The organism is Rhizobium sp. BR 250 (genome assembly GCF_047445855.1).
In the GTDB taxonomy this organism is placed as follows: domain Bacteria; phylum Pseudomonadota; class Alphaproteobacteria; order Rhizobiales; family Rhizobiaceae; genus Agrobacterium; species Agrobacterium tumefaciens_I.
The window spans coordinates 22,315-47,122 of sequence record NZ_JARWKW010000015.1; the positions used below are offsets into that span (position 1 = coordinate 22,315).

The following is a 24,808-nucleotide window of genomic DNA, read 5'->3' on the forward strand; positions in this document are numbered from 1 at the left end:
CGTCGGGCCCCTCACATTGTCGCAGCATAGCAAAAATTAAGGAGAATACGGCACTTATATCCGGACTACCGTTTGGAGAGTGACAATGCAGGCACGACGCTGGCGTGTAATAGCCGTGGGGGTTTTTCTGGCCGTAATCGGGGCCGCACTGCCCATTGCCGCCATGGCCTGGGCGTCCTGGCGTGTCGCCATTCAAAAAGAACTTTTCATTCTGGATCTCGTCGCTGAAAGATCGCTCGTGCGCGCCGGCAATACTTTCAGGGAAGCGCGGGGTGCTTTGGAAGCCATCGAGGCCGCACACCTTCCCGCGTGTTCGGATCAGCATATCGCGCAAATGCGGAAGGTGACGGTCAACGTTCCCTCGATCGAAGAGATCGGCTATTTCGAAAACGGCTTCATCAAATGTACGTCCTGGGGCCGCGCCACGGGCAATATAGCCAAATCCCGTGTCGACTACGTCACGGCTGACGGGCTCGAAGTGACGTTGCGTATCCAGCCGGGCATCAGCCGCGGTGATCGGATGACGAGCCTGCATCTCGGCCAGTACAATGCGCTCGTCGCGCCCTCCCGTTTTGTTGATATCGTGCTGCGGGACGGCATATCTCTCGCGATCCTCAACGACAAGGGGCAGGTCATCAGCACGCAGAACCTGCCGGATGCGGGGGCTCTCGCCACGCTTCCGACACAGGAAGGCCGAGGCACCACCGACGCATGGCTTTATTCCGTGGTGAAGGAAGACGGGCTGACGGCGGTGGTTCTTGAGCCGCGAGGGGTGATGCGAACGAAGCTGGTACAGGAGTTGACGATCCTTTTGCCGATCGGCGCATTCATCGCGCTCTTTATCGTCGGTGTTGTCATCTGGATGTCGCGCAAGCGACTGTCACCGCAAACGGAGCTGGAGATAGCAGTTCGAAACCGCGAATTCATCGTCCATTATCAACCGATTATCGAGCTGAAGACCAATATCTGCGTTGGCGCGGAGGCGCTCGTGCGCTGGCGGCGACCGGACGGCAGCCTGGTGAGGCCGGATCTTTTCATTCCCCTTGCGGAAGAAACAGGGCTGATTGAGCCTATTACCGATCAGGTCGTCGAAGCCGTTATTGCAGATCTTGGCCTCATGCTCGCCCGGGATCGCAGTTCCCATATCGCCATCAATCTCTGTGCCGAAGATGTCAAATCAGGCCGGATCCTGGACTTTATCGATCAGCGTCTCGCCCGCGCGAATATCCGCAAGGAGCAGATATGGCTCGAAGCGACGGAGCGTGGTTTTATCGACATCGATGCGGCGCGCGTGACGCTGGACAGGGCGCGCAAGGCGGGGCATTCGGTGGCAATCGACGATTTCGGAACCGGCTATTCCAGCCTTCAATATCTTCAGGGCCTTCCGCTGGATGCCCTGAAGATCGACAAGTCCTTCGTTGATACGATCGGCAGGAATACGGCGACCAGCACCGTTACACTGCACATTATCGAAATGGCGCGTGAGCTTGGACTGTTTTCCGTCGCGGAAGGTATCGAGGTGGAGGAACAGGCGGACTATCTGCGGAAACATGGCGTGGATTTTGGTCAGGGCTGGCTGTTCTCCAGGCCGCTGCCGGCCGAGGAATTCATCGCCTTTCACCGGCATAACAAGGCGAAACATGGCTCCGCTCCCGAAGTCATCCAGGTCACATCCGCCAAGCCGACGGTGTCGGCCGCGCCTCCCAATAATGAATAGCCGGCCGGGAACGACCGGTCCGTCTCAGGCGGGCGAATGCAGAAATGCCGGCATGGAGCCGCCCTCGGATCGTCTGGCGAGATAGAGGCGGGCGGTATCGAGCGCCTCTCGGATTGTCGCATCCATGTCGAGATAACGATACGTCCCAAGCCGCCCGACAAAGGTCACCGATGCTTCCCGCTCGGCACGCGCTACATAGTCGGCAAGCTGTTCCTTGTCCCGGACCAATCGAACGGGATAATAAGGAATATCCTGCGGGCCGCAGGCACGGGAGAACTCCCGGTAGCAGACGGAGCCGGCCTGCTCCTCCCACGGCGAAAAATGCTTGTGCTCGGTGATGCGGGTATAGGGCACCGAAACATCGCCATAATTCATCACCGCACAGCCCTGGTAGTCGCCGTCATAGGTGAAACGTTCGAAGTCGAGCGTCCGGTAGGCCAGGCGGCCGAATTCGAAGTCGAAATAACCATCGAGCGGGCCGGAATAGAAGACGTGTTTGGACGTCGGTGCTTCGGCGCGACGGAATTGTGTGCCGAGTTTGACCGTTATGTTCGGATGATCGAGGATGCGTTCGACCATGTCCGTATAGCCGGTTTCCGGCATGCCCTGATATTTGTGGAAGAAGTAATTGTCGTCGTAATTGAAGCGCACGGGCAGGCGTTTCAGAATGGAGGCCGGAAGGTCTGTCGGCGAGCAGCCCCATTGCTTCTCGGTATATCCCTTGAAAAAGGCTTCATAGAGTTCCCGGCCGACGAAACGCAGCGCCTGCTCCTCGAAGGTCTGCGGGTCGGTAATCGACTTGTTGGCCTTTTCCTCGATGAATGCCCGTGCTTCATCGGGCCGGAAGTTCCTGCCGAAAAACTGGTTTATTGTGTGAAGATTGACCGGCAGAGAATAGACGCGCTCGTTGCTGGTCGTTTTAACGCGGTTTTTGTAGGGCATGAAAGTCTGGAAGCTGTTCACATAGTCCCAGACCTCCTTGTCGTCGGTGTGGAAGATGTGGGGACCGTAAACATGGACCATAACGCCGGTCTCACCGTCACGCTCGGTGTGACAATTGCCGGCAATGTGATCGCGGACATCGAGGATATCGATCATATGGCCCGCAAGTGCCAGTTCCCGCCCAATGACCGCGCCGGAAAGCCCGGCGCCCACAATGACAATTCTTTCGTCCGCGCTCATTGAGAACCAATCCTGTTCATACTTCGCCCCATGGGCGGTAAGCCTTACATTGAAAGCTGCTGTGCGCGTTTCGGCCGAGCGGCGCCTAGGATCCCCGCTCAGCTGTTGGGTTTCTGCCAAAGACGGCGGTCATACGGGATGGGGGCGTAATCGTGCTGCTCGCGCAGCTTTTTCAGGTAGCGCGTGCGGTAAGCCTGTTCGTCTTCAAACTCTATGTTTTCCAATACGGCTTCCGCACCGATTTCATAGTAGAGGTCGAGATTGCAGAGATCCGGCACTGGCGTTTCACCGCGTTCACATTCACCCTGCATTTGCCAAAACAGCTCTTCCAGCCGCCTTGCCAGCGCGGGAATATCCCGCAACACACTCGTGTCGCGTTGCCGGGCGATCGCGTCTCTGACCTCTGAAAGGCTTTTACGGTCCCGTTCGAAGCCGATGGCGCGGGCGACATAGTCTTCCGGTGAGGAGCAGAGCATCTCCGGGACACCCGCTGCGGTGACGATGCTGCCGCAGAAGCGTGCTGCAAACGTCTTGCCCGACATGGTGAGGACGGGCAGCCCGGACGTTATCGCGTCCGCCGCGGTGGAATGCGCCCCATAGGGGAACGTGTCCAGAAACAGATCGGCAACACCGATGCGGGCAATATGCTGCGGATTGGGGACCTTCGGCGCAAATACGAGCCGTTCAGCGGCGACACCGCTTTTTTCTGCGATGTCTCGCAGGCGTTGATTGACATCCTCATCGCCGGTCAGCAGCCACAACAGGCTGCCGGGCGTCTGTGACAGGATCGTCATCCATCGTGCGAAGCAGTTTTCCGTGATCTTTTGCATGCCGTTGAAGCTGGCATAGACAAACGCATCCTCCGGCAGCCCGACCTCCGCTCGACTCGGCCGGGTGGCGATGGGCCGCTTGCGGTCGAGCGGCTGATCGCACGCGATGCGCAGCACCTTTTCGGAGTAATAGATTTCGTTCTCCGGCGGGATCATGTAGCCGTCGGAGATCAGATAGTGATGGAACGGACTTCCCATAGATCCGGGGTAGCCGCAGAAACTGACGATGACCGGCGCGGGGCGATAGGCGAAAATCTTTGCGCGTGCGTCCTTGGTGTAGCCATTCACGTCGATCAGAATATCTATTTCGTCGGAGATGATTTGCGATGCGGCCGTGGCGTCATCCATGCCGTGAATATCGCGCCAGCAATGGACCGCAGCCTTGATCCGCTCTTGCGTGTTGTCCGTGCTGCGGACGTTGCCGCAATAATAGGCGAAAACCTCAAGGCTATTCTTGTCATGCAATTCCAGAACCTCGCAGAGCGCGAAGCCCACGGCATGGTCGCGAAGATCCGACGAGAGGTAGCCGACGCGCAGAGGCTGGCCGGTTCCGGACTTCTGCTTCGGCAATCTGCGTGGAAAACGGTTGAGGTCCGGAGGCGCACCGATCAACGTTTTGCTGTAGCGATATGCCTTGGCCAGCTGGAACATCGGATCGTCGGCGTAGCAGCTTATTGTCAGCGACGACATTGCATCGAGCATCTTGCGGGAAGTGAGGTGGCCGGACGGTGTAAGCACCGGCCACTTGCACTGGCGCTGCCGCAGCGATGCCCAGTGCTGGCCCGCTTCGGGCAATTCCGGCCGTAGTTCGAACGCCTGCAGCAAAGTGGTTTCAGCCTCTTCAAGCTTCCCGGCAGTTTCGAGGACCCGGCCGATATTCTGCAGAATCATATGCCGATGCCCAATCGCCTCGGCGTCTATATGTTGCATCGTCTCGGCGCACAGGGCCCATTGTTCCACCGCCTGACCGATAAACCCGGCATCTTCAAGCACACGACCGAGATTGATGTGGCCGGGAGCAAATTGCGGATTGGCTTTCAAACAGGCGCGGAACGCCTGTATCGCGCCTGCGCGATCGCCGAGTTGATTGAGGGCGACAGCATAGTTGAAGTAGGCGAGGTGAACTGTGGGATTGTTGTCGTTGAACGCGACCCAGGTCTTGTAGAGCTCCACGGCGGCGGCTTTCTGGCCGGCAGCGCTGAGGGCCTCGGTGAGCCGCAGCAGATCCATGAGACTTAACAGTTGGTTCTGTGCGAGATACAGCGCGCTGGGAGCGGTGGCGTCGTTCGAAGGAGAGGCGTGGTTGGCGGTCATGACGTCCTGCGGAAACAACCTATTAATGGGCTGTTTTTAGCTATCTCGTATAACTTGCCTGTGGCTGGACGTGTTGAGATTGTATTGTCTGTCCGGACTAAGATCATGCCAGGCTCATGCTGTCGAAATAGAAGCTTCTTCCAGTTTTACATCTTCGCGATGGCAGATATTCGATGTTCTTCTGGAGAATTTTGTAACTAAATGCATCGGCACTACGACGCGGCTTTTGGCCGCGTCGTCGTTTTCTGGTTCTTTTAAGCCTTACGCTGTCTTGTAGGCCTTGATGATAGCCTCGATCTGCCCGTCGTTCATTGCCCCAGCTGCTGGGAAGAGAACGCCGCGGCGTTGGTACCGCCGAGACCGGCAAGGGTATCGGTGGTGAGGCCGCTGATGGCCTTGGCGCTGAGAGCCTTGATCTCGTCAGTGGAGAAGAGCGCCAGTTCGCTGCTGCTCATGGTGGCGATCTGAGCGGAGCTGAGGGCGGTGATCTGATCGGAGGTGAGCGCCTTGATCTGATCGGTCGACAGGGCTGAGAACTGCGCGGAAGAGAGCGCCGCGATCTGTGTCTTGCTGAGAGCGGCGATGTTTCCGGTGCTGAGCTTGCTGGCGTCGAGGCCGGCAAGGAGTTTGGTGCTGATCGCCTTGATCTCGTCCGTGGAGAACGTGGCGAGAGCATCGGAGGAGAGGGCGCCCAGCTGTGCCGAGGACAGGGCCACGATCTGGGTCTTCGTCAGTGCGGCGGCGTTTTCGGTGGTGAGACCCTTAAGGGCATCGGTGGTGAGACCGGCAATGGCATTTGCGCTGAGAGCCTTGATCTCATCGGTAGAGAAGAGCGCCAGTTCGCTGCTGCTCATGGTGGCTATCTGGGCGGAGCTGAGGCCGGCGATCTGATCGGAGGTGAGCGCCTTGATCTGATCGGTCGTCAGGGCATCAATCTGGCTGGTATATAGCGCCGTGACCTGGGACGCTGACAGTCCGCTGACTTGGGTGGAGCTCAATTTTGCGATCTGGGACAGGGTTAGTCCCTTAAGGGCGCTTACCGAAATAGCACGAAGGTCGTCAGTGCTGAAAAGAGCAAGATTATCGGTGCTCAAAGAGGCAATCTAAGACGAGGTGAGGGCTTTTATCTTGGTGCTGTCCAAGGCATTCACGTCTGCCGATGTCAGACCGGCGATTGCGGATGTGGAGAGCTTGGAAATCTGCACAGCAGACAATGAGGAAAGAATGGAGGTCATGAACGTGTCCTTGTACCGAAGGGCGACTGGTCACGCTTATCTGCCGCCAGACACTGCCCTTGATGACAGTGATCCGAGATCCGCAAATAAGCGAAATTGGGGAGAACATGGCTCCTGTGAACCTGCGCTGGAAAGGCATCATGCAATTCGAGCCGGAGAATGGCCCGGATTTTCCACGCTAGCTTATGCGAATGCCGCTTAATAATTGTCGCCGCTTAAAATTTGGCGGCGTAGATTTCATATCAGTCTAACATTTAAATACGAGTTAATACTTGATATATGTTTGGTTGTTCTTGTTTTATGTTTATTTTATAATTCAATAAAGTATATATAAACTAAATATATACAATAATATCATGAGTTTAAACGAAAATATTAGACATATTGCAATGAATAGTAATTGTATTATTTTCTTTATTAGTGCGGTTCTCCAAAAATTTCCGTACAAAGTATCCATCAATAACTGAAAATTGCAATCAAGTTCGTCGGATCACAATAGTGATCAGCGCGCTAAATTTTCGGCACGAATCCTGGTGCCGAAGGTGCAAAACCGGTTAAGTGCTGACTGCGTTGCTTGAGGTGGCGCCATGTTTGGTTCAGTTCCTCGCGACGGCGGCGCGGTGGCTACCTCCGCCTCTCCCTGCCTGACGGTTTCAATGCGGTACGCGAAGGCTCCCCGTCCTAGTCCAGCATCACCATATAGGCCGGCAGTTGCTCCTCGAAGAATTTCGAGAATGTTGCGATGCGGGGCGGCAGGGCCTGGTAGGGCGGATAATAGAGCGTCAGCCAGAGTTCCGGTGGGACCCAGCCAGGCAGAACATGGACGAGCCGGCCACTGCGGATATGTTCGGCGATATTGAATCCCGGCAGCATGGCCACACCTGCGCCATCGGCTGCCATATCGGCCAGAACCTCACCACTATTGGCGCTGAAGGCGCGACCGGCCGTGATGGTGATGCTCGATCCGCCATCCGAGAGGATCCAGCTTTCCCGCCGGCTTTCACCGCTATAGGCAAGACAATCGTCAGGGGTAAGCTCGCCTGGATGTTTCATCTGCGTGAACCGGCTGCCCGGTGCCGCCACCAGGATTCTCGGAACGGCCCTGATCTTGCGCCAGATGGTGAATTTGTCTGATGGGGCCGACGAAATGCGGATCGCCAGATCATAGTCGTCATCGACAATATTGACCATGCTGTCCAACAGGGAAATCTCGAAACACATTTTCGGGTACAAGTCGCGGAAACCCGACAGGATCGGCGGCAGCACCGTCTTGCCGAGCCATGTCGGCGCGCTGATCCTCAGCCGTCCCTCGTCGGCCTTGTGGGCATTCCTGACATCGCGCCGGGCATTTTCCAGCGCCTCGACCGCCGGCTGGATCTGTGCGGCGAACACGGCCCCATCCGTCGTCAGGGATACCTGACGCGTGGTGCGGACAAATAATTGCACGCCGAGATCATCTTCCAGCGCCGCAATGGCGCGGGTGACGGCGGCAGCCGTCATGCCCAGTTCACGGGCGACCTGAGCGAAGTTGCGCTTTTCGGCCGCCATCAGAAAGGTTTTGAGAGCTTTGTGATCGTTCATCTCGATTATTTCAAAAATCGCAATTCATTCGAGAGAAATATTGCAATTCACCGATGCAATCAAGCGGGTTACATCTTTGTCCATCGAAACGGGCACCAAAGAAGAAAGGCGCCAATGATGATCAAGGATATCAAGGGCCTGCACCACGTCACTTCCATGGCCTCGGATGCGCGGCAGAACAACAGCTTTTTCACCGATACGCTCGGCCTGCGCCGCGTGAAGAAGACCGTCAACTTCGACGAACCCAGCGTTTACCACCTTTATTACGGTGACGAAAAGGGAACGCCCGGCACGGTCATGACCTATTTTCCCTTCGCCAATATGATGGCGGGCCGTCCCGGCGTCGGCGAGGTGGGTGAGACCCAGTTCTCCATCCCGAAAGGTGCGCTGGGCTTCTGGAAAGAACGGCTGATTGCAAGGGGTGTCGCCGGTATTCAGGCCGATACGGTCTTCGGCGCCAATCGCCTGCGCTTCACCGGTCCCGATGGCGATGGTCTCTCGCTGATCGAAACGGATAATGATGCCCGTGCCGCCTGGCTTGCCGAAGGCATTTCCGAAGACAACGCCATACGCGGTTTCACCGGCGCGCGTTTCAATCTCAACGACACGGCAGCGACCGAGGAGCTTCTTCGCTTCATGGGCTATGAACGGGCTGATGTCGACGGTGATGTCACGCGTTTCGTCATTCCCGGCGGTAACGGAGCCGATACGATCGATCTCGCGGCCCTGCCGAAGACGCCTTTTGCCCGTCCGGGTGCAGGTTCGGTCCATCACATCGCCTTTGCGGTCGAAAACCGCGAAAAGCAGCTGGAAGTGCGCAAGGCCCTGATGGACACGGGCTATCAGGTTACCCCCGTCATCGACCGTGATTATTTCTGGGCGATTTATTTCCGGACGCCGGGCGGGATCCTGTTCGAGATCGCAACCAATGAGCCCGGCTTCGACCGGGATGAGGATACCGCGCATCTCGGCCAGGCGCTCAAGCTTCCGAACCGGTACGAGCCTTTCCGCAATCAGATCGAGGCGAACCTGGTTCCGCTTGCGGCATAAGGCGGGCGTCTCACTCGCATCCACTAACCGATAATAACATCTGTACTCTTCCAAGACGGTTGCCCCTGCGTGGGCAGCCGGCCGGCGAAGCCTTGTCAATTTCCACCGCCGTCAATCGGCAATCACCAGCAGAACGGAGAACTACCATGTCGAAGCTCGAAGTCCTTACCCCCGCCAACAGCCAGTTGATCTTCATCGACCAGCAGCCGCAGATGGCTTTCGGTGTGCAGTCGATCGACCGCCAGACCCTGAAGAACAATGTCGTCGGCCTTGCCAAGGCGGCCAAGATCTTCAACATCCCGCCGACCATTACCACGGTCGAAACCGAAAGCTTTTCCGGCAACACCTTCCCGGAACTGCTCGCCGTCTTCCCGGAAAACGATATTCTCGAGCGTACCTCGATGAATTCCTGGGACGACCAGAATGTTCGCGATGCGCTTGCAAAGAATGCCGCCGGTGGCCGCAGGAAGATCGTCGTCTCCGGCCTGTGGACGGAAGTCTGCAACACCACCTTCGCGCTCTCGGCGCTGCATGATGTCGCGGATTACGAGATCTACATGGTGGCGGATGCCTCCGGCGGCACGTCTCTCGATGCGCATAAATATGCCATGGACCGCATGGTGCAGGCCGGCGTGATCCCGGTGACCTGGCAGCAGGTTTTGCTGGAATGGCAGCGCGACTGGGCCCGCAAGGAAACCTATGATGCCGTCACCTCGCTGGTGAAGGAACATTCCGGCGCCTATGGCATGGGCATCGATTATGCGGTCACCCATGTCCATGGCGGTGCAGAGCGCGTCAAGCACGGCAAGCGCATCGGCCCGAACCCTGCGAAATAAGCTTTCAACCATGCCGCGCCGGCGGGATTAATCCACGCTGGCGCGGCTTCATTCATCCAAGGAGGTTTCCATGAAAGTCTATCTTCTGTCCCTCGGCGCCGGTCTGCTGGTCGGCATCGTCTACAGCCTGCTTGATGTGCGCTCGCCCGCTCCGCCCGTCATTGCACTTGTCGGCCTGCTGGGCATATTGGTCGGAGAACAGGTCATTCCCTTCGCAAAGGCGATCATCGACAGGGAGCCGGCCGCCGTTTCGTGGTTCAACCAGATCAAGCCGCATATGTTCGGCCATATGCCGAAGGGTGGCGATGAAACAACGGCTCTCGCGCAGACGCAGCAGCCGACCAACCGGGAGAGAAGCTGATGCCGACACGACGCACTTTCCTCGGCGCGGCATCCAGTCTCGCCTTTCCGAATCTGTTTTCATCGGCCAAGGCTGCCGATCTCATCAAGAGCGGAGCTTCTTCCATGTATCCAGAGACCATCCTTTACAATGGCCGCGTCACGACGCTTGATCGCGGCAATCCGAATGCAACGGCAGTCGCCATCAAGGATGGTCTGTTTCTGGAGGTGGGAAGCGATGCCGAGGTCATGGCCCTTGCCGGACCGGAAACGAAGGTCATCGACCTCAAGGGCAAGCGCGTGCTGCCCGGCCTGATCGACAACCACACCCACGTCGTGCGCGGCGGCCTGAACTTCAACATGGAACTGCGCTGGGATGGCGTTCGCTCGCTTGCCGATGCCATGGACATGCTGAAGCGCCAGGTGGCGATTACGCCGGCCCCGCAATGGGTGCGCGTCGTCGGTGGTTTCACCGAACATCAATTTGTCGAAAAGCGCCTGCCGACCATCGAGGAAATCAATGCGGTGGCGCCGGATACGCCGGTCTTCCTTCTGCATCTCTATGACCGGGCGCTGCTGAACGGCGCGGCACTTCGCGCCGTTGGCTATACCAAGGACACGCCGAACCCTCCCGGCGGCGAGATCACCCGCGATGCCAACGGTAATCCCACCGGCCTGCTGCTCGCCAAGCCGAATGCCGGCATCCTCTATTCGACCCTCGCCAAGGGACCGAAACTGCCGCTCGATTATCAGGTCAATTCCACCCGCCACTTCATGCGTGAGCTGAACCGGCTGGGTGTGACCGGCGTGATCGACGCCGGTGGCGGCTTCCAGAACTATCCGGACGATTACGAGGTGATCCAGAAGCTGTCGGATGAGAACCAGATGACGGTTCGGTTGGCCTACAATCTCTTCACCCAGAAGCCGAAGCAGGAGAAAGAGGATTTCCTTAACTGGACGTCCTCGGTCAAATACAAGCAGGGCAACGATTATTTCCGGCACAATGGCGCGGGCGAAATGCTGGTCTTTTCCGCGGCCGATTTCGAGGATTTCCGTCAGCCGCGGCCGGATATGCCACCGGAAATGGAAGGCGAACTCGAAGAGGTCGTCCGGGTTCTGGCGGAAAATCGCTGGCCCTGGCGTCTGCATGCCACCTATGACGAGACGATCTCAAGGGCGCTGGATGTCTTCGAAAAGGTCAACCGGGATATCCCGCTCGAAGGGCTGAACTGGTTCTTCGACCATGCCGAAACCATCTCCGATCGCTCGATCGACCGCATTGCAGCTCTTGGCGGCGGCATCGCCACCCAGCACCGCATGGCCTATCAGGGTGAATATTTCGTCGAGCGTTATGGCCATGGCGTCGCCGAAGCCACGCCGCCGATCAAGCGGATGCTGGAAAAGGGCGTCAACGTTTCGGCAGGCACCGACGCCACCCGCGTCGCCTCCTATAACCCGTGGGTGTCGCTGTTCTGGATGGTGACCGGCAAGACGGTGGGCGGCATGCAGCTTTATCCGCGCGCCAACTGCCTCGATCGCGAAACGGCGCTGCGCATGTGGACCGAAAAAGTCACGTGGTTCTCCAACGAAGAAGGCAAGAAGGGCCGCATCGAAAAAGGCCAGTTCGCCGATCTGGTGGTGCCGGACAAGGATTATTTCTCCTGCGCCGAAGACGAAATATCCTTCCTCACCTCGGAACTGACCATGGTGGGCGGCAAGATCGTCTATGGTGCCGGCGATTTCAGGGCGCTCGACGAAAGCAACATTCCGCCAGCCATGCCCGACTGGTCGCCGGTCCGCACCTTCGGCGGTTATGCCGCCTGGGGCGAACCGCAGGGCGCCGGAAAGAACTCGCTGAGACGCGCGGCCATCTCTTCCTGCGGCTGCGCCCATGATTGCGGTGTCCATGGCCATGACCACGCCGGCGCCTGGACATCAAAGCTGCCGATCGCCGATCTGAAGGGCTTTTTCGGCGCGCTGGGCTGCTCCTGCTGGGCCGTCTGAGGCTCGTCAGACGAATGAAATCAAATGGGCAGCGGAATGCCGCTGCCCATTCTCCTGCGCGAACACCGGAAACCCGGTTTCCATCCAGTATTGCAAATAACGCAATTATCTCGAAACTATTGATGCAATTGTTGGCGATAATTGTTTCGGTCAATATCGCTCCATCACATGAACCCAGCGCCGCTCGACCCGACGGCCAATCCCAGGAGCACTAGAATGACCGATCCATCTTCGACCCTTCGCCTTCGCGGGCTTCTTGCGGATATCGTTGCCGCGCCCGCCACAAAAACCCTGGCGCTTCTGGCGCTGTGCTCCGCTTATATTCAGGGGCCGCTCACGAAGATCTTCGATTTCCCCGGCGCGATTGCGGAGATGAACCATTTTGGCCTGCAGCCGGCGGCCGCATTCGCCGTCGTTGTCATCCTGTTCGAACTTGCCGCCTCCGCTCTGGTGGTGTCGGGCTTCCTGCGCTGGGCCGGTGCCCTTGCACTTGCTGGCTTCACGCTTCTTGCCACCTTCATCGCGCTGCGGTTCTGGGAAATGGCGCCCGGCATGGACCGCATGATGGCCACCAATGCTTTCTTCGAACATCTCGGTCTGGCCGGCGCCTTTGTTATCGTCGCTGCAATCGATCTTACGAAAGGAACGGGCAAATGAGTGCCGCAAAATCCTCCGCAAGCAGCTTTGCTCCTCTTGCGCAACCGGTCTTCGCCGTCCTCTGGGCCGCGACGGTTCTCGGCAATACCGGCAGCTTCATGCGTGATGTCGCCAGTTCCTGGTTGATGACCGATCTTTCGGCTTCGCCGGCGGCGGTCGCCATGGTGCAGGCGGCCGGAACCCTGCCGATCTTTCTTCTGGCAATCCCGGCTGGCGTGCTGACGGATATTCTCGACCGTCGCAAGTTCCTGATCGCGGTCCAGCTTCTGCTGGCCTCCGTCAGCATCACCCTTATGGTTCTTGCCCATACCGGCCTGTTGTCCGTCAGCGCCCTGATAGGGCTTACCTTCCTCGGCGGTATCGGGGCAGCCCTGATGGGGCCGACCTGGCAGGCGATCGTGCCGGAGCTGGTGAAACGCGAGGATGTCAAAAGCGCCGTGGCGCTGAACTCCCTGGGTATCAACATCGCCCGTTCCATCGGCCCGGCCGCAGGCGGCATTCTGCTGGCAGCCTTCGGCGCGGCTTTCACCTATGGCGCCGATGTTGCGAGTTACTTCGTGGTCATCGCCGCGCTTTTGTGGTGGCCCCGGGCGAAGAACGCCAATGATGCACTGCAGGAGAACTTTTTTGGCGCCTTCCGTGCGGGTCTGCGATACACGCGTGCCAGCCGGCCGCTGCATGTCGTCCTGCTGCGCGCCGCGATCTTCTTCGCCTTTGCCAGTGCCGTCTGGGCGTTGCTGCCTTTGGTTGCCCGGCAATTGCTCGGCGGTGACGCAAGCTTCTACGGTATTTTGCTCGGCGCGGTCGGGGCAGGCGCTATTGGCGGCGCGCTGGTCATGCCTAAGCTGCGTGAACGTTTTGATGCCGATGCCCTGCTTCTGGGCGCCGCCATCACGACCGCCCTCGTCATGGCCGGCCTGTCGCTCGCACCGCCAAAATGGCTTGCCATCGTCATCCTGCTGTTCCTCGGCGGCGCCTGGATCACGGCGCTGACCACTCTCAATGGCGCGGCACAGTCCATCCTGCCCAACTGGGTGCGTGGCCGTGGCCTTGCCGTCTATCTCACCGTCTTCAACGGTGCCATGACGGCGGGCAGCATCGGCTGGGGTGCCGTCGGCGAGGCGGCAGGCGTGCCGGGCACGTTGCTGATCGGCGCAGCCGGCCTGTTCGTGGCGGGTCTCGTCATGCACCGCCTGAAATTGCCGGCTGGCGATGCGGATATGGTGCCGTCCAACCATTGGCCCGAACCGCTCGTTGCCGAGCCTGTGGCCCATGATCGCGGCCCGGTCCTGATCCTGATCGAATATAATGTCGAGAAGCATCATCGCTCCGCTTTCCTGCATGCCTTGGATGAGCTCTCCCAGGAGCGCCGCCGTGACGGGGCCTATGGCTGGGGTGTCACCGAAGACTCCGCCGATCCGCAGAAGATCGTCGAATGGTTCATGGTGGAATCCTGGGCCGAGCATCTTCGCCAGCACAAGCGGGTTTCCAATGCGGATGCGGATTTGCAGGGCAAGGTGCTTGCTTACCATTCCGGGCTGGAAAAGCCTGTCGTGCGCCACTTCCTCACGATCAATCGTCCAGGAAAAGCATAAACAGGAAGGGGCCGAAAGGCCCCTTTTTCGTTCTCGTTTTTTAAAGCCTGCCGGTTATTGCGCGATCCGCTCCAGCACCCGGCTCAATGCCTCTTTCAGCGCACTGGAACCGCCTTTTCTGTCGAAATCGTGCATGACCTGCTCGTTGAGGCCGCCCTTGGTGGCGAATTCGCGGCTCATTTCGGTGAAATCAGCCTTTCCGCCGGACAGCAGGGCGACCTCGGAGAGACCGGCAAAGAGGGGCGTGACATAGGAACGCGCCTTTTCTTCCGGCAGGCCGTTCTCCGCCAGCCACTCCGTCGTCGTTTGCATGATCCCGAAATAGGTGGCCATCAGTGCGCTGGCGGCGGCCAGAAGGTCGTATTCCGCTTTTGTTTCGCATTCCACAGCATTGCCGAGCACGTTGAAGATCGCCGCGGTATCCGTATCGGCGGGGTAAATGGCGGTGACGCCCTTGCGCCGGGCAACGAAGGGCAACGGGATCGCCTGGCTGAGACGCACATCCGCGCCGATCCAGTCCAGAAGTGTGTCGCGGCTGGTTGCAGCCACGACGCTGATGACCTTCTGCCCGTCCCGGAACCGTAAAGGCCGGATGACCTCTTCGGCGATCTGCGGACGGATTGCCAGCACGACGGTATCGCAGCCATCAACGATCATCTGATTGTCACCGGAGATGATCACCTGCGGAAAATCGGCGGCAAGTCTGGCCGAGATATCGGCACTGCGCTGGGACACCATGACATGTGGAACGGCGGCGGGCTTGGCAAGCAGGCCGCGCACCATCGCGTCGGTGATGGCGCCCGTTCCGATAAAACCGATTTTCTGGGGAAGGGACATGAATACTCCACCACGGCGAATGGACCGACAGAGGCATCGGCCGTGCCATTTTCATCCGATGCTAAGTTTTCCGCCGGGAATTGTCGACAAGCAGAGCGCGTTAATTTGCAATTGAAACGGAGCCCGCCGCACTCGATGGTATAAGACTACCATAGAATTTGACGCGGGGTCGCCACTTCCTGTTCCGGCTGACCTGTTGTTACCTTGTGGGCAGGAGGGCCATCGATGAAAAAGGCAATCATATTCGACTGTGAGTTTCTCTGCCTGGAGGGTTCGCAACGCAGATTCTGGTGTGCGGCCCATGATCCCGATCCTGTCATCGCGCAGATCGGTGCCGTCAAGCTCGGGCTGGAAGGCGATTTTCCGCTTCTGGAGACCTACAAGGTCCATATTTCTCCCGTCGACCGTCATGGCAGGCGATATGCGATCGATCCGTTCTTCACCAGGTTGACGGGTATCACCGAGGAGATCATTGAGGCGCAAGGCGTTCCCTTGCAGGATGCCCTCTCAAGCTTCGACAGCTTCTCTGAGGGTGCCCAATGCTGGTCATGGGGCAAGGACGAGTTGAACATGATGGCGATCAGCACTTATGTCGCGGGTATCCAGCCGCCCATGCCTGCTCATCGCTTCGACAATGCGGTCAGGCTCCTGCTTACGGCGGGAATGCCGGTCGAGGATCTGGCCAAGACGCCCAGCAACCGTCTCGCCGACTATTACGGCGTTGAGCATCCGCCTTTGCAGGGCCACGATGCGCTCGATGATGCGCTTTCAGTTTCTTATACCCTGCAACATCTTCTGAGGAGCGGAAAGCTCAAGCCGGAAGAATTCGCGCTCGCCGCTTAGCCTATATCAGGCGGAATTGTTCCCGGCCTGTGCTCGCGAAAGGCGGCGGCAAGTGCGCGCAACGCTTCGCGGGACCTGCTGTCGGTCAGCGTCGAAAACATGATGATTTCGCTGGAGGGCAGAGGCGGCAGGCCGAAACGCTGGCTGACCTCGACTGTCCCGGTTGGTGCAAGGCGGCAGGAAAAGACGGAAATCGCAAGCCCGGCCGAGACGGCTGCGGTCACCATAGACGACGTGCCGCCGAGAAACACCTCCGTCCAGGCAATCGCCGCCGCGTCCAGGGCATGGGTGGCGATGTTGCGCACGCCACAGGCGGGCGAAAGCGCCGCGAGCCTGAGCGGTTCTCCTTGGCGATGTTCGAATTGCGGGGTTGCATACCAGCCGAAATGCTCCGATCCAAGCACCTCGCCGTCACGCCGGTCATCCTCGCGCCGGATGATGGCCGCATCGATTTCACCACGGTCAAAGGCATCGAGCAGGGAGCGGGAATGGTCCATCCGCACCTCAATCGTAAGGCCGGGGTCGTGATCGTTGAGCCGCGCGAGAAGCGTCGGCACCTCTGGCCCCGCCACATGCGCGGCAATGCCAAGGCCGAAACGGCGGCGCGGCGAGGAAAGGCCTGCCAGTGCCCGGTCATGAGCCGCGAGAAATTCGCGTGCGGGTGCAAGAAACACCGCCCCCTGGGCGGACAGGCGCACCGAACGTGGTGTTCTTTCGAGCAGCCGCTGGCCAAGCCTGTCTTCCAGCCGTTTGAGCTTCACACTGATGGCGCCCTGGGTGGTGCCCAGCGCTTCGGCCGCGCGGGTGAAGCTCTGTAGATCGGCGATGGTGACGAAGGCCTCGACGGCTTCCACATCCAACGTGCTCATCTCGGTCATTCCAATTTGTTGTCTCTGAAATAATCAATCATCCAATTCCGTTATGGTCAAGCCTTGGCTAGTTTGCCTTCGGTTTATTGAGCGGATGGCGCCCGTGCGCCTCCACCCACGAAAGGCTGAAGAATGACCCTTGCTGTTACCGAACAAGCGGCCAGCAGAAGCGCCATGGCGCTCGCTGCCGTTTGTCTCTCCGCCCTGATGTTCGGACTGGAAATTTCCAGTGTTCCGGCAATCCTGCCCACACTCGAGGAGGTGCTGCAGGCGGATTTCCGCCAGCTTCAGTGGATCATGAATGCCTATACGATCGGTGTGACCATGGTGCTGATGGCGACGGGCGCGCTGGCCGACCGCTTCGGCCGCAAACGCGTCTTTATTGCCAGCATCGCTGCTTTTGCGCTTTCTTCCCTCGCCTGCGGGATGACGCAGAATGTTTCCGTGCTGATCGGGGCCCGCTTCTTTCAGGGCTTGAGCGGCGGGGCGATGCTGGTGTGCCAGATCGCCATCCTGTCGCACCAGTTCCGCACGGCCCGGGAGCGTGGCATGGCGTTCGGCTGGTGGGGCATCATCTCCGGCGTGGGGCTGGGTTTCGGCCCGATCATCGGCGGCGCCATCGTCGCGTTGTGGAGCTGGGAATGGGTGTTCCTCGTTCATGTCGTGCTCGGCATCGTGACCTGGCTGCTCGCCGCAGGCGGTGTCGGGGAATCGCGCGATCCGGAGGCGGCGCGTCTTGATCTTGCCGGCATGGCCACGCTTTCGGCCGCCGTTTTTTGCCTCGCCTTTTTCATCACGCAGGGGCCCGAGCTCGGTTTTGCGAGCCCCACGTCGCTTCTTATCCTCGGGGTCTCGGTTGCGAGCTTCATTGCTTTTGTGGTCGCTGAAAAGCGCACGCGGAGGCCGATGTTCGATTTCTCCGTATTCCGCATCCGGCCTTTTTCCGGGGCGATCATCGGTTCGGCGGCAATGAATATCAGCTTCTGGCCGTTCATGATCTATCTGCCGATCTGGTTTCAGGCCGGTCTCGGTTATGACAGCGTCACCGCCGGCCTCGGCCTGCTTGCCTATACTCTGCCGGCGCTGGTGGTGCCGCCGCTCGCAGAGCGCCTGTCGCTGCGTTATCAGCCGCGCCTCGTCATTCCGGCCGGGCTGTTCACCATCGGTCTGGGTTTCATGCTGATGAAAATCGGAAGCGGCATCGAAAATGCGAGCTGGCTCACCATGCTGCCCGGCTGCATCCTTGCCGGCATCGGGCTTGGCTTGACCAATACGCCGGTCACCAATACCACCACCGGCGCGGTTTCCCCCGCCCGTTCCGGCATGGCATCCGGCATCGACATGAGCGCCCGCATGATCTCGCTTGCCATCAACATTCCCATCATGGGCTTCATTCTGGTGGAGGGCGTCCGGGCTTCGTTGCGGGCGAACCTGCCCGCCGGCAAGGATATGACTGCCCTGCAATCGCTTGCGGAAAAGATTGCGGCGGGAACCGCCGGCACATCGGCGCAGGGCGTTTCGGAAACGCTCGTCCATCAGGCGCTTGCGGATGGTTTTGGTCTGGTCATGCTTTATGCGGGCATCGGTGTCTGGCTGCTTGCCGGGCTCAGCTTCGTGATCTTCGGGCCGGCGCGGCAACCGGCTCGAGACTAAAGCGGGACACGAAAAGGAAGGGGCGAGTTGTCTTGCCCCAACCTATTCGCTTTTATCTGGTTTGCTCCCCGCAAGCCCACGGCCGAGCTTGTAAAAGCAAAGTTTCATCCGGCTTCGTTTGTCCGTGCCCTCAAGGCTGGAGACGGGAACCTTAAAACCGAATGTTTCCTCCGGTTCGGCAGAGCGTTCCCGCCAGAAGGCATCGATGTCTGAAACCATCATTTTCTGCCGTCGCGTGCGGCGATAGCGGATGGGGTGCCTGGAATGGCCGATGGCGAGATAGTGACACGCATTCACCGAGATGAGGCCCTGCAGAACCATCAATGTCGCTTCCTTGGGGCGAAGTCCCGCAAGGTCGCGCGTGACCGACACCATCTGCTCCTTCGCAGCCCGCGGCCCCTGCATGCCTCCAACGACGATCGTGTGGCGCACGCTTTCGCACTGTTGCAGAAAAATAAACGTCGCCGTCCACAGAACGGCATCGTCATGGTCGCGCAGAAGTCTGACGGCAAAAGCACCCTCGTGGCGGCCACCGCAACGGTCAGCCAGGGTCAAAATACACCGATATTCATCGTTTCGGCCGCGAATGGCGCCCAATTCCACGGTTTTTCCCGCCCAGAGACCGGCCATGACATTCCGGGAAAAATGCCGGTCCGCAATTGCGAAATTGTCGATGAGAAAAGCCAGCCGCCTTTTCTGCGAGACTTTGTTGAGAAGGAATTTCGACAGGGGTTTTTGCAGAAGCTCATCATGCGGCGGCGGCAATTTTTGCCTTGCCGAAAACGCTGCCAGAAACCACCACCATCGAAAGGTGACGAAAGGGTTTGCCGCAAAACGCATCCAGAAAAGCACCGCCCGCTTCCAACGGGCGCGCTGTACGAAGGTTATGATTCTCCAGAACAATAAAAAGCGGGCTGTATCTGAAACGGTCTCGGCCACATCATCGGGGACCGGGAACTTCTCTGCCAGAGCGGCAGCATCTTGAGTGCGTGACATGGAGTGGGCTTCCGGCGAAGATCGGCATTCGGCCGAGGCATGCGCCGGGTTTGTGAAGACTTTGTCGAGAAACAGCCGGTTTCATGTGAAGATGTGGCGGCGCGGGGCAAGAGAACTGGAAGGGGAGGAGACGATTGCCCCCTCGGAATTTTCAGGTGGCTGCCTTGAAGAGAACCGTCACGACGGTTCCGCCGGTCTCTCCTGCCTTTATCTGCAGATCGCTGTCATGCGCCTGCGCGATCGCTCTTGCAATCGACAGGCCAAGGCCGGTGCCGCCGGTCTTGCGTGCGCGTGACGGTTCTGTCCGCCAGAAGAGTTCGATGCCGTGCGCCTCGACGCCGGGGGGGAAACCCGGGCCATTATCCTCGATCGCCACGAAGGGGCGCCCGTCGCGAAGTCCGGTTGAGCAGCGCAGGCTCTTACCGCTGGCCGCATAACGGCGCACATTGTCCATCAGGATCAGCAGCAGCTGTCGAAGACGCTGACGGTCACCGTAAACGGAAGCGGTTGCGAGCGACATATCGAGAGTGAGGCCGGCCTCTTCCATCAGTGGCCGTGCCGCTTCCACCGCCGCCGCGCATTCGGTGGCAAGATCGAGCGGCTGCGTTTCCTGGACGAGGCTGTTGGTTTCCGCAAGGGAGAGCGTCCGCAGATCGTCGACAAGGCGCGTCAGCCCTTCCACATGGACGATGAGGTGACGAATGGCCTCCTTGTCGAGAGGAAAGAGATCATCCACGATACCGTGCAGACGGCCCTGCAGGATGGTAAGCGGGGTGCGCAGTTCATGCGCCACGGCCATGGTGTTGAACTTCAACCGGCGCTCCATCATCTGGAGTTCCCGCGTCAGCGTGTCGAAACTGTCGACCAGAAACGCGATTTCGACGATGTGGTTCGCCCTGACGGTTTCGCCGCTGCTGAAATCGCCGGATGCCATGCGCCGCGTGGCGACGGTAAGCTTCTCAAGCGGCGCGGCAATGCGCCGGGAGATGAAATAGCCGAGCAGGCTGCACAGCAGGACACCGAGCAGGCCGAATCCGAAGACCGAGGCGAGAAGCTCGTCGTCAGCCTCGTCCTCTATCCTGGGCAAAACCTCGACAAGAGCCCGCAGTTGCTTCTGGTCCGGCATCACGCCCCGGTCGATATCCGAAAAAGCCTTGGCGGCATCGGGCGACAACGTCGCAACGATACGCTCCTCCATGTTATCCGAATACCAGGAGACGCCGTGATAGACCATCGCGACCGCAAAGATCAGCATCGTCGTGATTGTGATCGCCGTCATGGTGCTCAGGCTGAGCCGCCAGGGTTTCATGATTTTTGCTCCCCGGCCAGTCGGTAACCGACGCTGCGCACGGAGACCAGATAGCCGCAGGCGCCGTGATCCGCCAGTTTCTTGCGCAGGTTGGCGATGTGCGTGTCGATGGTGCGCGCCAGCGCATCGCTTTCCGGCAGGCAGGCGTCCAGAATATCGGCGCGCTGAAAGGCATGGGTGGGGCGGCGCGCCATATGGGCGAGTATCCTGAACTCGCTCAGCGTGAGGGGCAGAACGGTTCGCCCCGCATCGCTGCAAACAGCCGCGACATAAGCTTCGGTGTCCACTTCGATGGCGCCGAAGCGCAGGACCCCTCCACCGGCCGGCTGGCGTGTGCGTTTCAGCACGGCATTCACCCGCGCGATCAATTCGTGGGGGTTGAAAGGTTTGACGATGTAGTCGTCAGCACCGAGGCGCAGGCCGGTCAGCTTGTCCATATCCTCCGCGAGGGAGGTGACCATGATGACAGGCGTATCCCGTTCCCGCCGGATGCGGTTCAACACCTCGATGCCATCGAACTTCGGCAAACGAATGTCGAGGAGAACCAGATCCGGCCTCAACATGGAGAAATGGGTCAGCGCCGTTTCTCCGTCGCTGGCTCTGACGGTTCTGTATCCCTCGCGAATGAGATAGGCGTCCAGAATCTGAATAATATCGGGGTCGTCTTCGACGATCAGAATAAGCCCTTTGTCCATGCTGAACCCGCAAACTACCTGTACAAGCCGTGTTACGAGCCGGACGCTAAGCGTATGCGAAACATCGGGCAAGAGCCCATGGCCGGGAATGAAGACTGCCGGCACCGCTTTCCGTGCAGTCTTGTATCTTTCTCCGCAAAGCCTTGACATTTCTGCGGAAGAAAACTGGCCATGCACCAGTCTATCGCCAGCAGAACCCACGAGAAAAAGCGAAATCCAAAATTTCGCGCAAGCGCCATCCGTGTCGCCCACCAGGCTTTTGCGCGTGCCCTGGGCAGCTACTTGCTGCTGGCTCTTTTGGTCGTGCTGGCGCTGATGGTGTTCTTCACGGTCAGGCCCGATATCGACATGGCTGTTAGCCGGCAGTTCTTCACGAACGGCTTCCGCCTCAGCGAGGATGAGTTCCTGCTTTCCGTCCGCGATCTGAACCGCATGCTTCCAGCTGTTTTATTGCCCGGGCTTGTGTGTCTGCTTGTCGCCACGCTGTTTTCGCGAGGCCTGCTGCGGGTTTTCCCCCCTCACAAGCTGCTGCTTGTCATCGCCTTTTTTGCTCTGGGGCCGGGTGTCGCCGTTCATGTTTTGAAAAAGCTGTTCGGCAGGGCAAGACCGCGCCATCTCGGCGAGTTCGGGGGAGATATGTTTTTTACGCCGGTTCTTTCCCTCGATGGCGGTTGCCTCCGCAATTGCTCCTTTCCTTCAGGTGAAAGCGCTTCCGCAGTCGCTGTGCTGGCCGTGATCATCTTCCTGCCGGAGAAGCTTCGCCTGATCGGTACCGCGATATTGGTGCCGTTCGTAGTGATTGTCTCGCTGAACAGGGTCGCAATGGGGGCCCATTTCCTTTCCGATGTCCTGATTGCATGGCCTTTGATGTTTGTGGTGTTTCTGCTGCTCCACTCGCCCTTTACGAGGTATCGGCAGGCGATCGATGTCGCCTTCTCCCGCAGGATCAGCCGGGCGCGGCGGGCCGCAGAAGGAAGACCATAAGACGACAAGGGCAGCGGAAGACCGCTGCCCTTGCAGGTTCTTTCGAATGCGCCCGCCCGTCGTGAACGGGCGCTGCTGTTGGCGCCTTATTTCACCTGCGCGACTATCAGCTTGCCTTCGGCGCGTTCGGCGACGAATTCGATATTCGCGCCTTCCTTGAGCTTGGCGAGGAGGGCATCGTCCTTGACTCGGAACACCATGGTCATGCCCGGCATGTCGAGGTTTTTCAGCTCTTCATGGGTAATGGTGACCTTCTTGGCGGCAGCATCCACCTTCTTGACCGTGCCCTTGGTGAATTCCTGGGCGAAGGCGCCGAAGGGCGCGGTGAGCAGAAGTGCGGCTGCGAGTGTGATGTTAACGATGGTTTTCATGATCAGAGTCCTTTGTTGCTGGATTACTTTGCCGAAACTTTGAGATCGCCGCGCATGCCGGCCTCGTAGTGCCCGGGTTTCAGGCAGGCGAATTCGAACATGCCGTCATTGGTGAACTTCCAGATGATTTCCCCGCTTTCGCCGGGCGCGAGGCTGATGGCGTTCGGATTGTCGTGCTCCATCTCCGGAGCCTTCTCCATCGCGGCCTTGTGCTCCAGATTGGCTTTCTGTTCGTCGAGAATGAACTCATGGTCCAGCTCGCCGATATTCTTCACGGCAAAACGCACGGTCTTGCCCTTCTTGAATTCGAATTTGCCGGGCGTGAACACCATCTTGCCATCGGGTGTTTCCTTCATCGTCACCTGGATGGTCTGGGTCACCTTGGCTTTGTCGCCGGGTTCGCCGATCGCCATTGCTTCATGGCCGCCGCCGTGGGTGCCTGATGCGAAGGCTGGCGTGGCGAGGGCGGCAATAAGCAGTGCAAGTTTCAGTCTGATCATTTCATTGTTCCTTGGTTCTAATGGAGTTGGGGTTCTGGTGTCGTTGGGTCGTATTCAGCCGTGTTTCATCGGTTGCGGCGTGATCTGCGTTTTGGGGTCGATGTTTTTCTGCGTATCCGGCAGCTCGCCGGTCCATTCCCAGGCCTGGGTGCCGGGCGGGTTTTCGTACCAGCCGGGATCGGTGTAATCGCCCGCGGAGATGCCTTCGCGAACCTTCACCACGGAGAACATGCCGCCCATTTCAATTGGGCCGTGCGGGCCCCATCCCGTCATCATGGGAACGGTATTTTCCGGGATTTCCATTTCCATCGCACCCATGTCGGCCATGCCGGCGGTGCCCATCGGCATATAGTCCGGCCGGACCTTGCGGATCTTTTCGGTGACTGTCTTCTTGTCGACGCCGATGAAGGTGGGGACGTCATGTCCCATGGCGTTCATCGTATGGTGCGACTTGTGGCAATGGATCGCCCAGTCGCCGACATATTTGGCGTCGAACTCATAGGCCCGCATGGCGCCGACGGGGATATCGATACTGACCTCCGGCCAGCGCGCCTCGGGTCGCACCCAGCCGCCATCCGTGCAGGTCACCTCGAAATCGTAACCGTGCATATGGATCGGGTGGTTGGTCATGGTCAGGTTGCCGACCCGGACACGCACCCGGTCGTCCTTGGAGACGACCAGCGGGTCGATGCCCGGAAACACCCGGCTGTTCCACGCCCACAGATTAAAATCCGTCATCGTCATGATTTTGGGAACCGAGGCGCCGGGATTGATGTCGAAGGCGTTGAGCAGGAACACGAAATCGCGGTCCACCGGCATGAACGCCGGATCCTTCGGATGGATGACGAAAAAGCCCATCATGCCCATTGCCATCTGCACCATCTCGTCGGAATGCGGGTGGTACATGAAGGTGCCCGACTTCACGAGGTCGAACTCGTAGACGAAGGTCTTGCCAACCGGGATATGCGGTTGCGACAGGCCGCCGACGCCATCCATGCCGGATGGCAGGATCATGCCGTGCCAATGGATCGTCGTATGTTCCGGCAGCTTGTTGGTCACGAAAATGCGCACCCGGTCGCCTTCGACGGCCTCGATGGTCGGGCCGGGCGACTGGCCGTTGTAACCCCAGAGACGGGCGGTCATGCCTTCCGCCATTTCGCGCTCCACCGGCTCGGCGACAAGGTGGAATTCCTTGACGCCATTGTTCATCCGGAAGGGCAGGGTCCAGCCGTTGAGGGTGACGACCGGATTGTAGTCGGGCCCGGTGGTGGGTTTCACCGGGGCCTGTGTCGCCGCCGTTTCCATCAAGGCCGCTTCCGGCAGGCTGCTGTTGGAGGTTTTCGCCCAGGCCGCCGAGGAGACCATTGCGGCGCTGACGCCCAGAAGTTGTCTTCTATTGAACATGGTCGTT

23 protein-coding genes and 1 pseudogene are annotated in these 24,808 nt (G+C 59.1%); 10 read left to right on the forward strand and 14 right to left on the reverse strand.

The annotated features are described in order from the left end of the window. The first annotated feature begins 85 nt into the window (after positions 1–85). Positions 86–1,717 carry an EAL domain-containing protein gene (locus tag QD336_RS21185; RefSeq protein WP_269347432.1) on the forward strand — a complete coding sequence of 544 codons (1,632 nt, stop codon included), beginning with the start codon at positions 86–88 and terminating at the stop codon, positions 1,715–1,717. Positions 1,718–1,741: 24 nt separating this feature from the next. Here QD336_RS21185 and glf read toward each other — a convergent pair whose 3' ends face one another. The 6 genes and pseudogenes from glf to QD336_RS21215 form a co-directional block, all read right to left on the reverse strand. Beyond that, positions 1,742–2,899, reverse strand: a complete 1,158-nt coding sequence (glf, locus tag QD336_RS21190; protein ID WP_269347430.1) for a UDP-galactopyranose mutase — start codon at positions 2,897–2,899, stop codon at positions 1,742–1,744. Positions 2,900–2,997: 98 nt separating this feature from the next. Further along, complete coding sequence (locus QD336_RS21195) at positions 2,998–5,043, reverse strand: O-linked N-acetylglucosamine transferase, SPINDLY family protein (RefSeq protein ID WP_499172078.1); 2,046 nt, start codon at positions 5,041–5,043, stop codon at positions 2,998–3,000. A gap of 308 nt (positions 5,044–5,351) precedes the next feature. Then, complete coding sequence (locus QD336_RS21200) at positions 5,352–6,041, reverse strand: hypothetical protein (RefSeq protein ID WP_499172151.1); 690 nt, start codon at positions 6,039–6,041, stop codon at positions 5,352–5,354. Between the two features lie 15 nt (positions 6,042–6,056). Continuing rightward, positions 6,057–6,137: pseudogene (locus tag QD336_RS21205) on the reverse strand (hypothetical protein); the annotation flags it as partial. Positions 6,138–6,146: 9 nt separating this feature from the next. Beyond that, the gene (locus tag QD336_RS21210) at positions 6,147–6,278 is read right to left on the reverse strand and encodes a hypothetical protein (RefSeq protein ID WP_499172079.1); all 132 of its coding nucleotides are present in this window, start codon (positions 6,276–6,278) and stop codon (positions 6,147–6,149) included. A 681-nt stretch (positions 6,279–6,959) separates the two neighbouring features. Continuing rightward, positions 6,960–7,859 (reverse strand): LysR family transcriptional regulator, encoded by a 900-nt coding sequence (locus tag QD336_RS21215; RefSeq protein ID WP_499172081.1) that lies wholly within the window; start codon positions 7,857–7,859, stop codon positions 6,960–6,962. Between the two features lie 117 nt (positions 7,860–7,976). Here QD336_RS21215 and QD336_RS21220 point away from each other — a divergent pair, with 117 nt between their 5' ends. From QD336_RS21220 to QD336_RS21245, 6 genes are all read left to right on the forward strand, one after another. Continuing rightward, positions 7,977–8,909 (forward strand): VOC family protein, encoded by a 933-nt coding sequence (locus QD336_RS21220; protein WP_269347474.1) that lies wholly within the window; start codon positions 7,977–7,979, stop codon positions 8,907–8,909. 146 nt (positions 8,910–9,055) lie between these two features. Further along, positions 9,056–9,745, forward strand: a complete 690-nt coding sequence (locus QD336_RS21225) for a hydrolase (protein ID WP_499172082.1) — start codon at positions 9,056–9,058, stop codon at positions 9,743–9,745. Positions 9,746–9,815: 70 nt separating this feature from the next. Then, positions 9,816–10,106, forward strand: coding sequence for a XapX domain-containing protein (locus QD336_RS21230; RefSeq protein ID WP_499172083.1), 291 nt, complete (start codon positions 9,816–9,818; stop codon positions 10,104–10,106). Then, entirely contained in the window at positions 10,106–12,088 is a 1,983-nt protein-coding gene (locus tag QD336_RS21235; RefSeq protein WP_499172084.1) for an amidohydrolase, read from the forward strand. Before QD336_RS21230 ends, QD336_RS21235 begins: the two co-directional genes overlap by 1 nt. Positions 12,089–12,304: 216 nt before the next feature. Continuing rightward, positions 12,305–12,745, forward strand: coding sequence for a DoxX family protein (locus tag QD336_RS21240; RefSeq protein ID WP_499172085.1), 441 nt, complete (start codon positions 12,305–12,307; stop codon positions 12,743–12,745). Then, complete coding sequence (locus QD336_RS21245) at positions 12,742–14,340, forward strand: MFS transporter (RefSeq protein WP_269347415.1); 1,599 nt, start codon at positions 12,742–12,744, stop codon at positions 14,338–14,340. The genes QD336_RS21240 and QD336_RS21245 overlap by 4 nt, the downstream gene beginning before the upstream one ends. A gap of 54 nt (positions 14,341–14,394) precedes the next feature. Here QD336_RS21245 and QD336_RS21250 read toward each other — a convergent pair whose 3' ends face one another. After that, on the reverse strand, positions 14,395–15,177 hold the full coding sequence (locus QD336_RS21250; RefSeq protein WP_499172086.1) for a pyrroline-5-carboxylate reductase: 783 nt from the start codon (positions 15,175–15,177) through the stop codon (positions 14,395–14,397). 225 nt (positions 15,178–15,402) lie between these two features. On the opposite strand from QD336_RS21250, the gene QD336_RS21255 reads away from it, so the two are divergent. Next, positions 15,403–16,020 (forward strand): 3'-5' exonuclease, encoded by a 618-nt coding sequence (locus QD336_RS21255; protein WP_499172087.1) that lies wholly within the window; start codon positions 15,403–15,405, stop codon positions 16,018–16,020. On the opposite strand, the gene QD336_RS21260 is transcribed toward QD336_RS21255, so the two are convergent. Further along, positions 16,017–16,889, reverse strand: a complete 873-nt coding sequence (locus QD336_RS21260; RefSeq protein ID WP_499172088.1) for a LysR family transcriptional regulator — start codon at positions 16,887–16,889, stop codon at positions 16,017–16,019. The two genes, QD336_RS21255 and QD336_RS21260, sit on opposite strands and share 4 nt — an antisense overlap. Before the next feature lie 132 nt (positions 16,890–17,021). Between QD336_RS21260 and QD336_RS21265 the strand changes: the two genes are divergently transcribed. Further along, on the forward strand, positions 17,022–18,542 hold the full coding sequence (locus QD336_RS21265) for an MFS transporter (RefSeq protein ID WP_499172089.1): 1,521 nt from the start codon (positions 17,022–17,024) through the stop codon (positions 18,540–18,542). Positions 18,543–18,584: 42 nt separating this feature from the next. Here the strand turns inward: QD336_RS21265 and QD336_RS21270 are convergent, their stop codons facing one another. The 3 genes from QD336_RS21270 to QD336_RS21280 form a co-directional block, all read right to left on the reverse strand. Next, entirely contained in the window at positions 18,585–19,538 is a 954-nt protein-coding gene (locus QD336_RS21270) for a DUF535 family protein (RefSeq protein WP_499172090.1), read from the reverse strand. Positions 19,539–19,689: 151 nt separating this feature from the next. Further along, positions 19,690–20,847 (reverse strand): ATP-binding protein, encoded by a 1,158-nt coding sequence (locus QD336_RS21275; RefSeq protein ID WP_499172091.1) that lies wholly within the window; start codon positions 20,845–20,847, stop codon positions 19,690–19,692. After that, positions 20,844–21,542 carry a response regulator gene (locus QD336_RS21280; protein WP_269347405.1) on the reverse strand — a complete coding sequence of 233 codons (699 nt, stop codon included), beginning with the start codon at positions 21,540–21,542 and terminating at the stop codon, positions 20,844–20,846. The genes QD336_RS21275 and QD336_RS21280 overlap by 4 nt, the downstream gene beginning before the upstream one ends. A gap of 171 nt (positions 21,543–21,713) precedes the next feature. On the opposite strand from QD336_RS21280, the gene QD336_RS21285 reads away from it, so the two are divergent. Then, a complete protein-coding gene (locus tag QD336_RS21285; protein WP_499172092.1) occupies positions 21,714–22,526 on the forward strand; it encodes a phosphatase PAP2 family protein in 813 nt (270 codons plus the stop codon). 86 nt (positions 22,527–22,612) lie between these two features. Here the strand turns inward: QD336_RS21285 and QD336_RS21290 are convergent, their stop codons facing one another. The 3 genes from QD336_RS21290 to QD336_RS21300 are packed head-to-tail and all read right to left on the reverse strand — an operon-like array spanning position 22,613 to position 24,801. After that, positions 22,613–22,897, reverse strand: a complete 285-nt coding sequence (locus tag QD336_RS21290; RefSeq protein ID WP_499172093.1) for a copper-binding protein — start codon at positions 22,895–22,897, stop codon at positions 22,613–22,615. Positions 22,898–22,920: 23 nt separating this feature from the next. Further along, a complete protein-coding gene (locus tag QD336_RS21295; RefSeq protein WP_499172094.1) occupies positions 22,921–23,397 on the reverse strand; it encodes a cupredoxin domain-containing protein in 477 nt (158 codons plus the stop codon). A gap of 54 nt (positions 23,398–23,451) precedes the next feature. Next, on the reverse strand, positions 23,452–24,801 hold the full coding sequence (locus QD336_RS21300; RefSeq protein ID WP_499172095.1) for a multicopper oxidase family protein: 1,350 nt from the start codon (positions 24,799–24,801) through the stop codon (positions 23,452–23,454). Between the last annotated feature and the right edge of the window lie 7 nt (positions 24,802–24,808).

Excerpts from the sequence above, each read along its gene's own strand:
- QD336_RS21250 (WP_499172086.1), bottom strand. The coding sequence starts at position 15,177 with ATGTCCCTTCCCCAGAAAATCGGTTTTATCGGAACGGGCGCCATCACC.
- QD336_RS21215 (WP_499172081.1), bottom strand. The coding sequence starts at position 7,859 with ATGAACGATCACAAAGCTCTCAAAACCTTTCTGATGGCGGCCGAAAAG.
- glf (WP_269347430.1), bottom strand. The coding sequence starts at position 2,899 with ATGAGCGCGGACGAAAGAATTGTCATTGTGGGCGCCGGGCTTTCCGGC.
- QD336_RS21285 (WP_499172092.1), top strand. The coding sequence starts at position 21,714 with ATGCACCAGTCTATCGCCAGCAGAACCCACGAGAAAAAGCGAAATCCA.
- QD336_RS21185 (WP_269347432.1), top strand. The coding sequence starts at position 86 with ATGCAGGCACGACGCTGGCGTGTAATAGCCGTGGGGGTTTTTCTGGCC.
- QD336_RS21240 (WP_499172085.1), top strand. The coding sequence starts at position 12,305 with ATGACCGATCCATCTTCGACCCTTCGCCTTCGCGGGCTTCTTGCGGAT.
- QD336_RS21225 (WP_499172082.1), top strand. The coding sequence starts at position 9,056 with ATGTCGAAGCTCGAAGTCCTTACCCCCGCCAACAGCCAGTTGATCTTC.
- QD336_RS21290 (WP_499172093.1), bottom strand. The coding sequence starts at position 22,897 with ATGAAAACCATCGTTAACATCACACTCGCAGCCGCACTTCTGCTCACC.
- QD336_RS21245 (WP_269347415.1), top strand. The coding sequence starts at position 12,742 with ATGAGTGCCGCAAAATCCTCCGCAAGCAGCTTTGCTCCTCTTGCGCAA.
- QD336_RS21295 (WP_499172094.1), bottom strand. The coding sequence starts at position 23,397 with ATGATCAGACTGAAACTTGCACTGCTTATTGCCGCCCTCGCCACGCCA.
- QD336_RS21275 (WP_499172091.1), bottom strand. The coding sequence starts at position 20,847 with ATGAAACCCTGGCGGCTCAGCCTGAGCACCATGACGGCGATCACAATC.
- QD336_RS21300 (WP_499172095.1), bottom strand. The coding sequence starts at position 24,801 with ATGTTCAATAGAAGACAACTTCTGGGCGTCAGCGCCGCAATGGTCTCC.
- QD336_RS21280 (WP_269347405.1), bottom strand. The coding sequence starts at position 21,542 with ATGGACAAAGGGCTTATTCTGATCGTCGAAGACGACCCCGATATTATT.
- QD336_RS21230 (WP_499172083.1), top strand. The coding sequence starts at position 9,816 with ATGAAAGTCTATCTTCTGTCCCTCGGCGCCGGTCTGCTGGTCGGCATC.
- QD336_RS21260 (WP_499172088.1), bottom strand. The coding sequence starts at position 16,889 with ATGAGCACGTTGGATGTGGAAGCCGTCGAGGCCTTCGTCACCATCGCC.
- QD336_RS21210 (WP_499172079.1), bottom strand. The coding sequence starts at position 6,278 with ATGACCTCCATTCTTTCCTCATTGTCTGCTGTGCAGATTTCCAAGCTC.
- QD336_RS21265 (WP_499172089.1), top strand. The coding sequence starts at position 17,022 with ATGACCCTTGCTGTTACCGAACAAGCGGCCAGCAGAAGCGCCATGGCG.
- QD336_RS21235 (WP_499172084.1), top strand. The coding sequence starts at position 10,106 with ATGCCGACACGACGCACTTTCCTCGGCGCGGCATCCAGTCTCGCCTTT.
- QD336_RS21270 (WP_499172090.1), bottom strand. The coding sequence starts at position 19,538 with ATGTCACGCACTCAAGATGCTGCCGCTCTGGCAGAGAAGTTCCCGGTC.
- QD336_RS21220 (WP_269347474.1), top strand. The coding sequence starts at position 7,977 with ATGATCAAGGATATCAAGGGCCTGCACCACGTCACTTCCATGGCCTCG.
- QD336_RS21195 (WP_499172078.1), bottom strand. The coding sequence starts at position 5,043 with ATGACCGCCAACCACGCCTCTCCTTCGAACGACGCCACCGCTCCCAGC.
- QD336_RS21255 (WP_499172087.1), top strand. The coding sequence starts at position 15,403 with ATGAAAAAGGCAATCATATTCGACTGTGAGTTTCTCTGCCTGGAGGGT.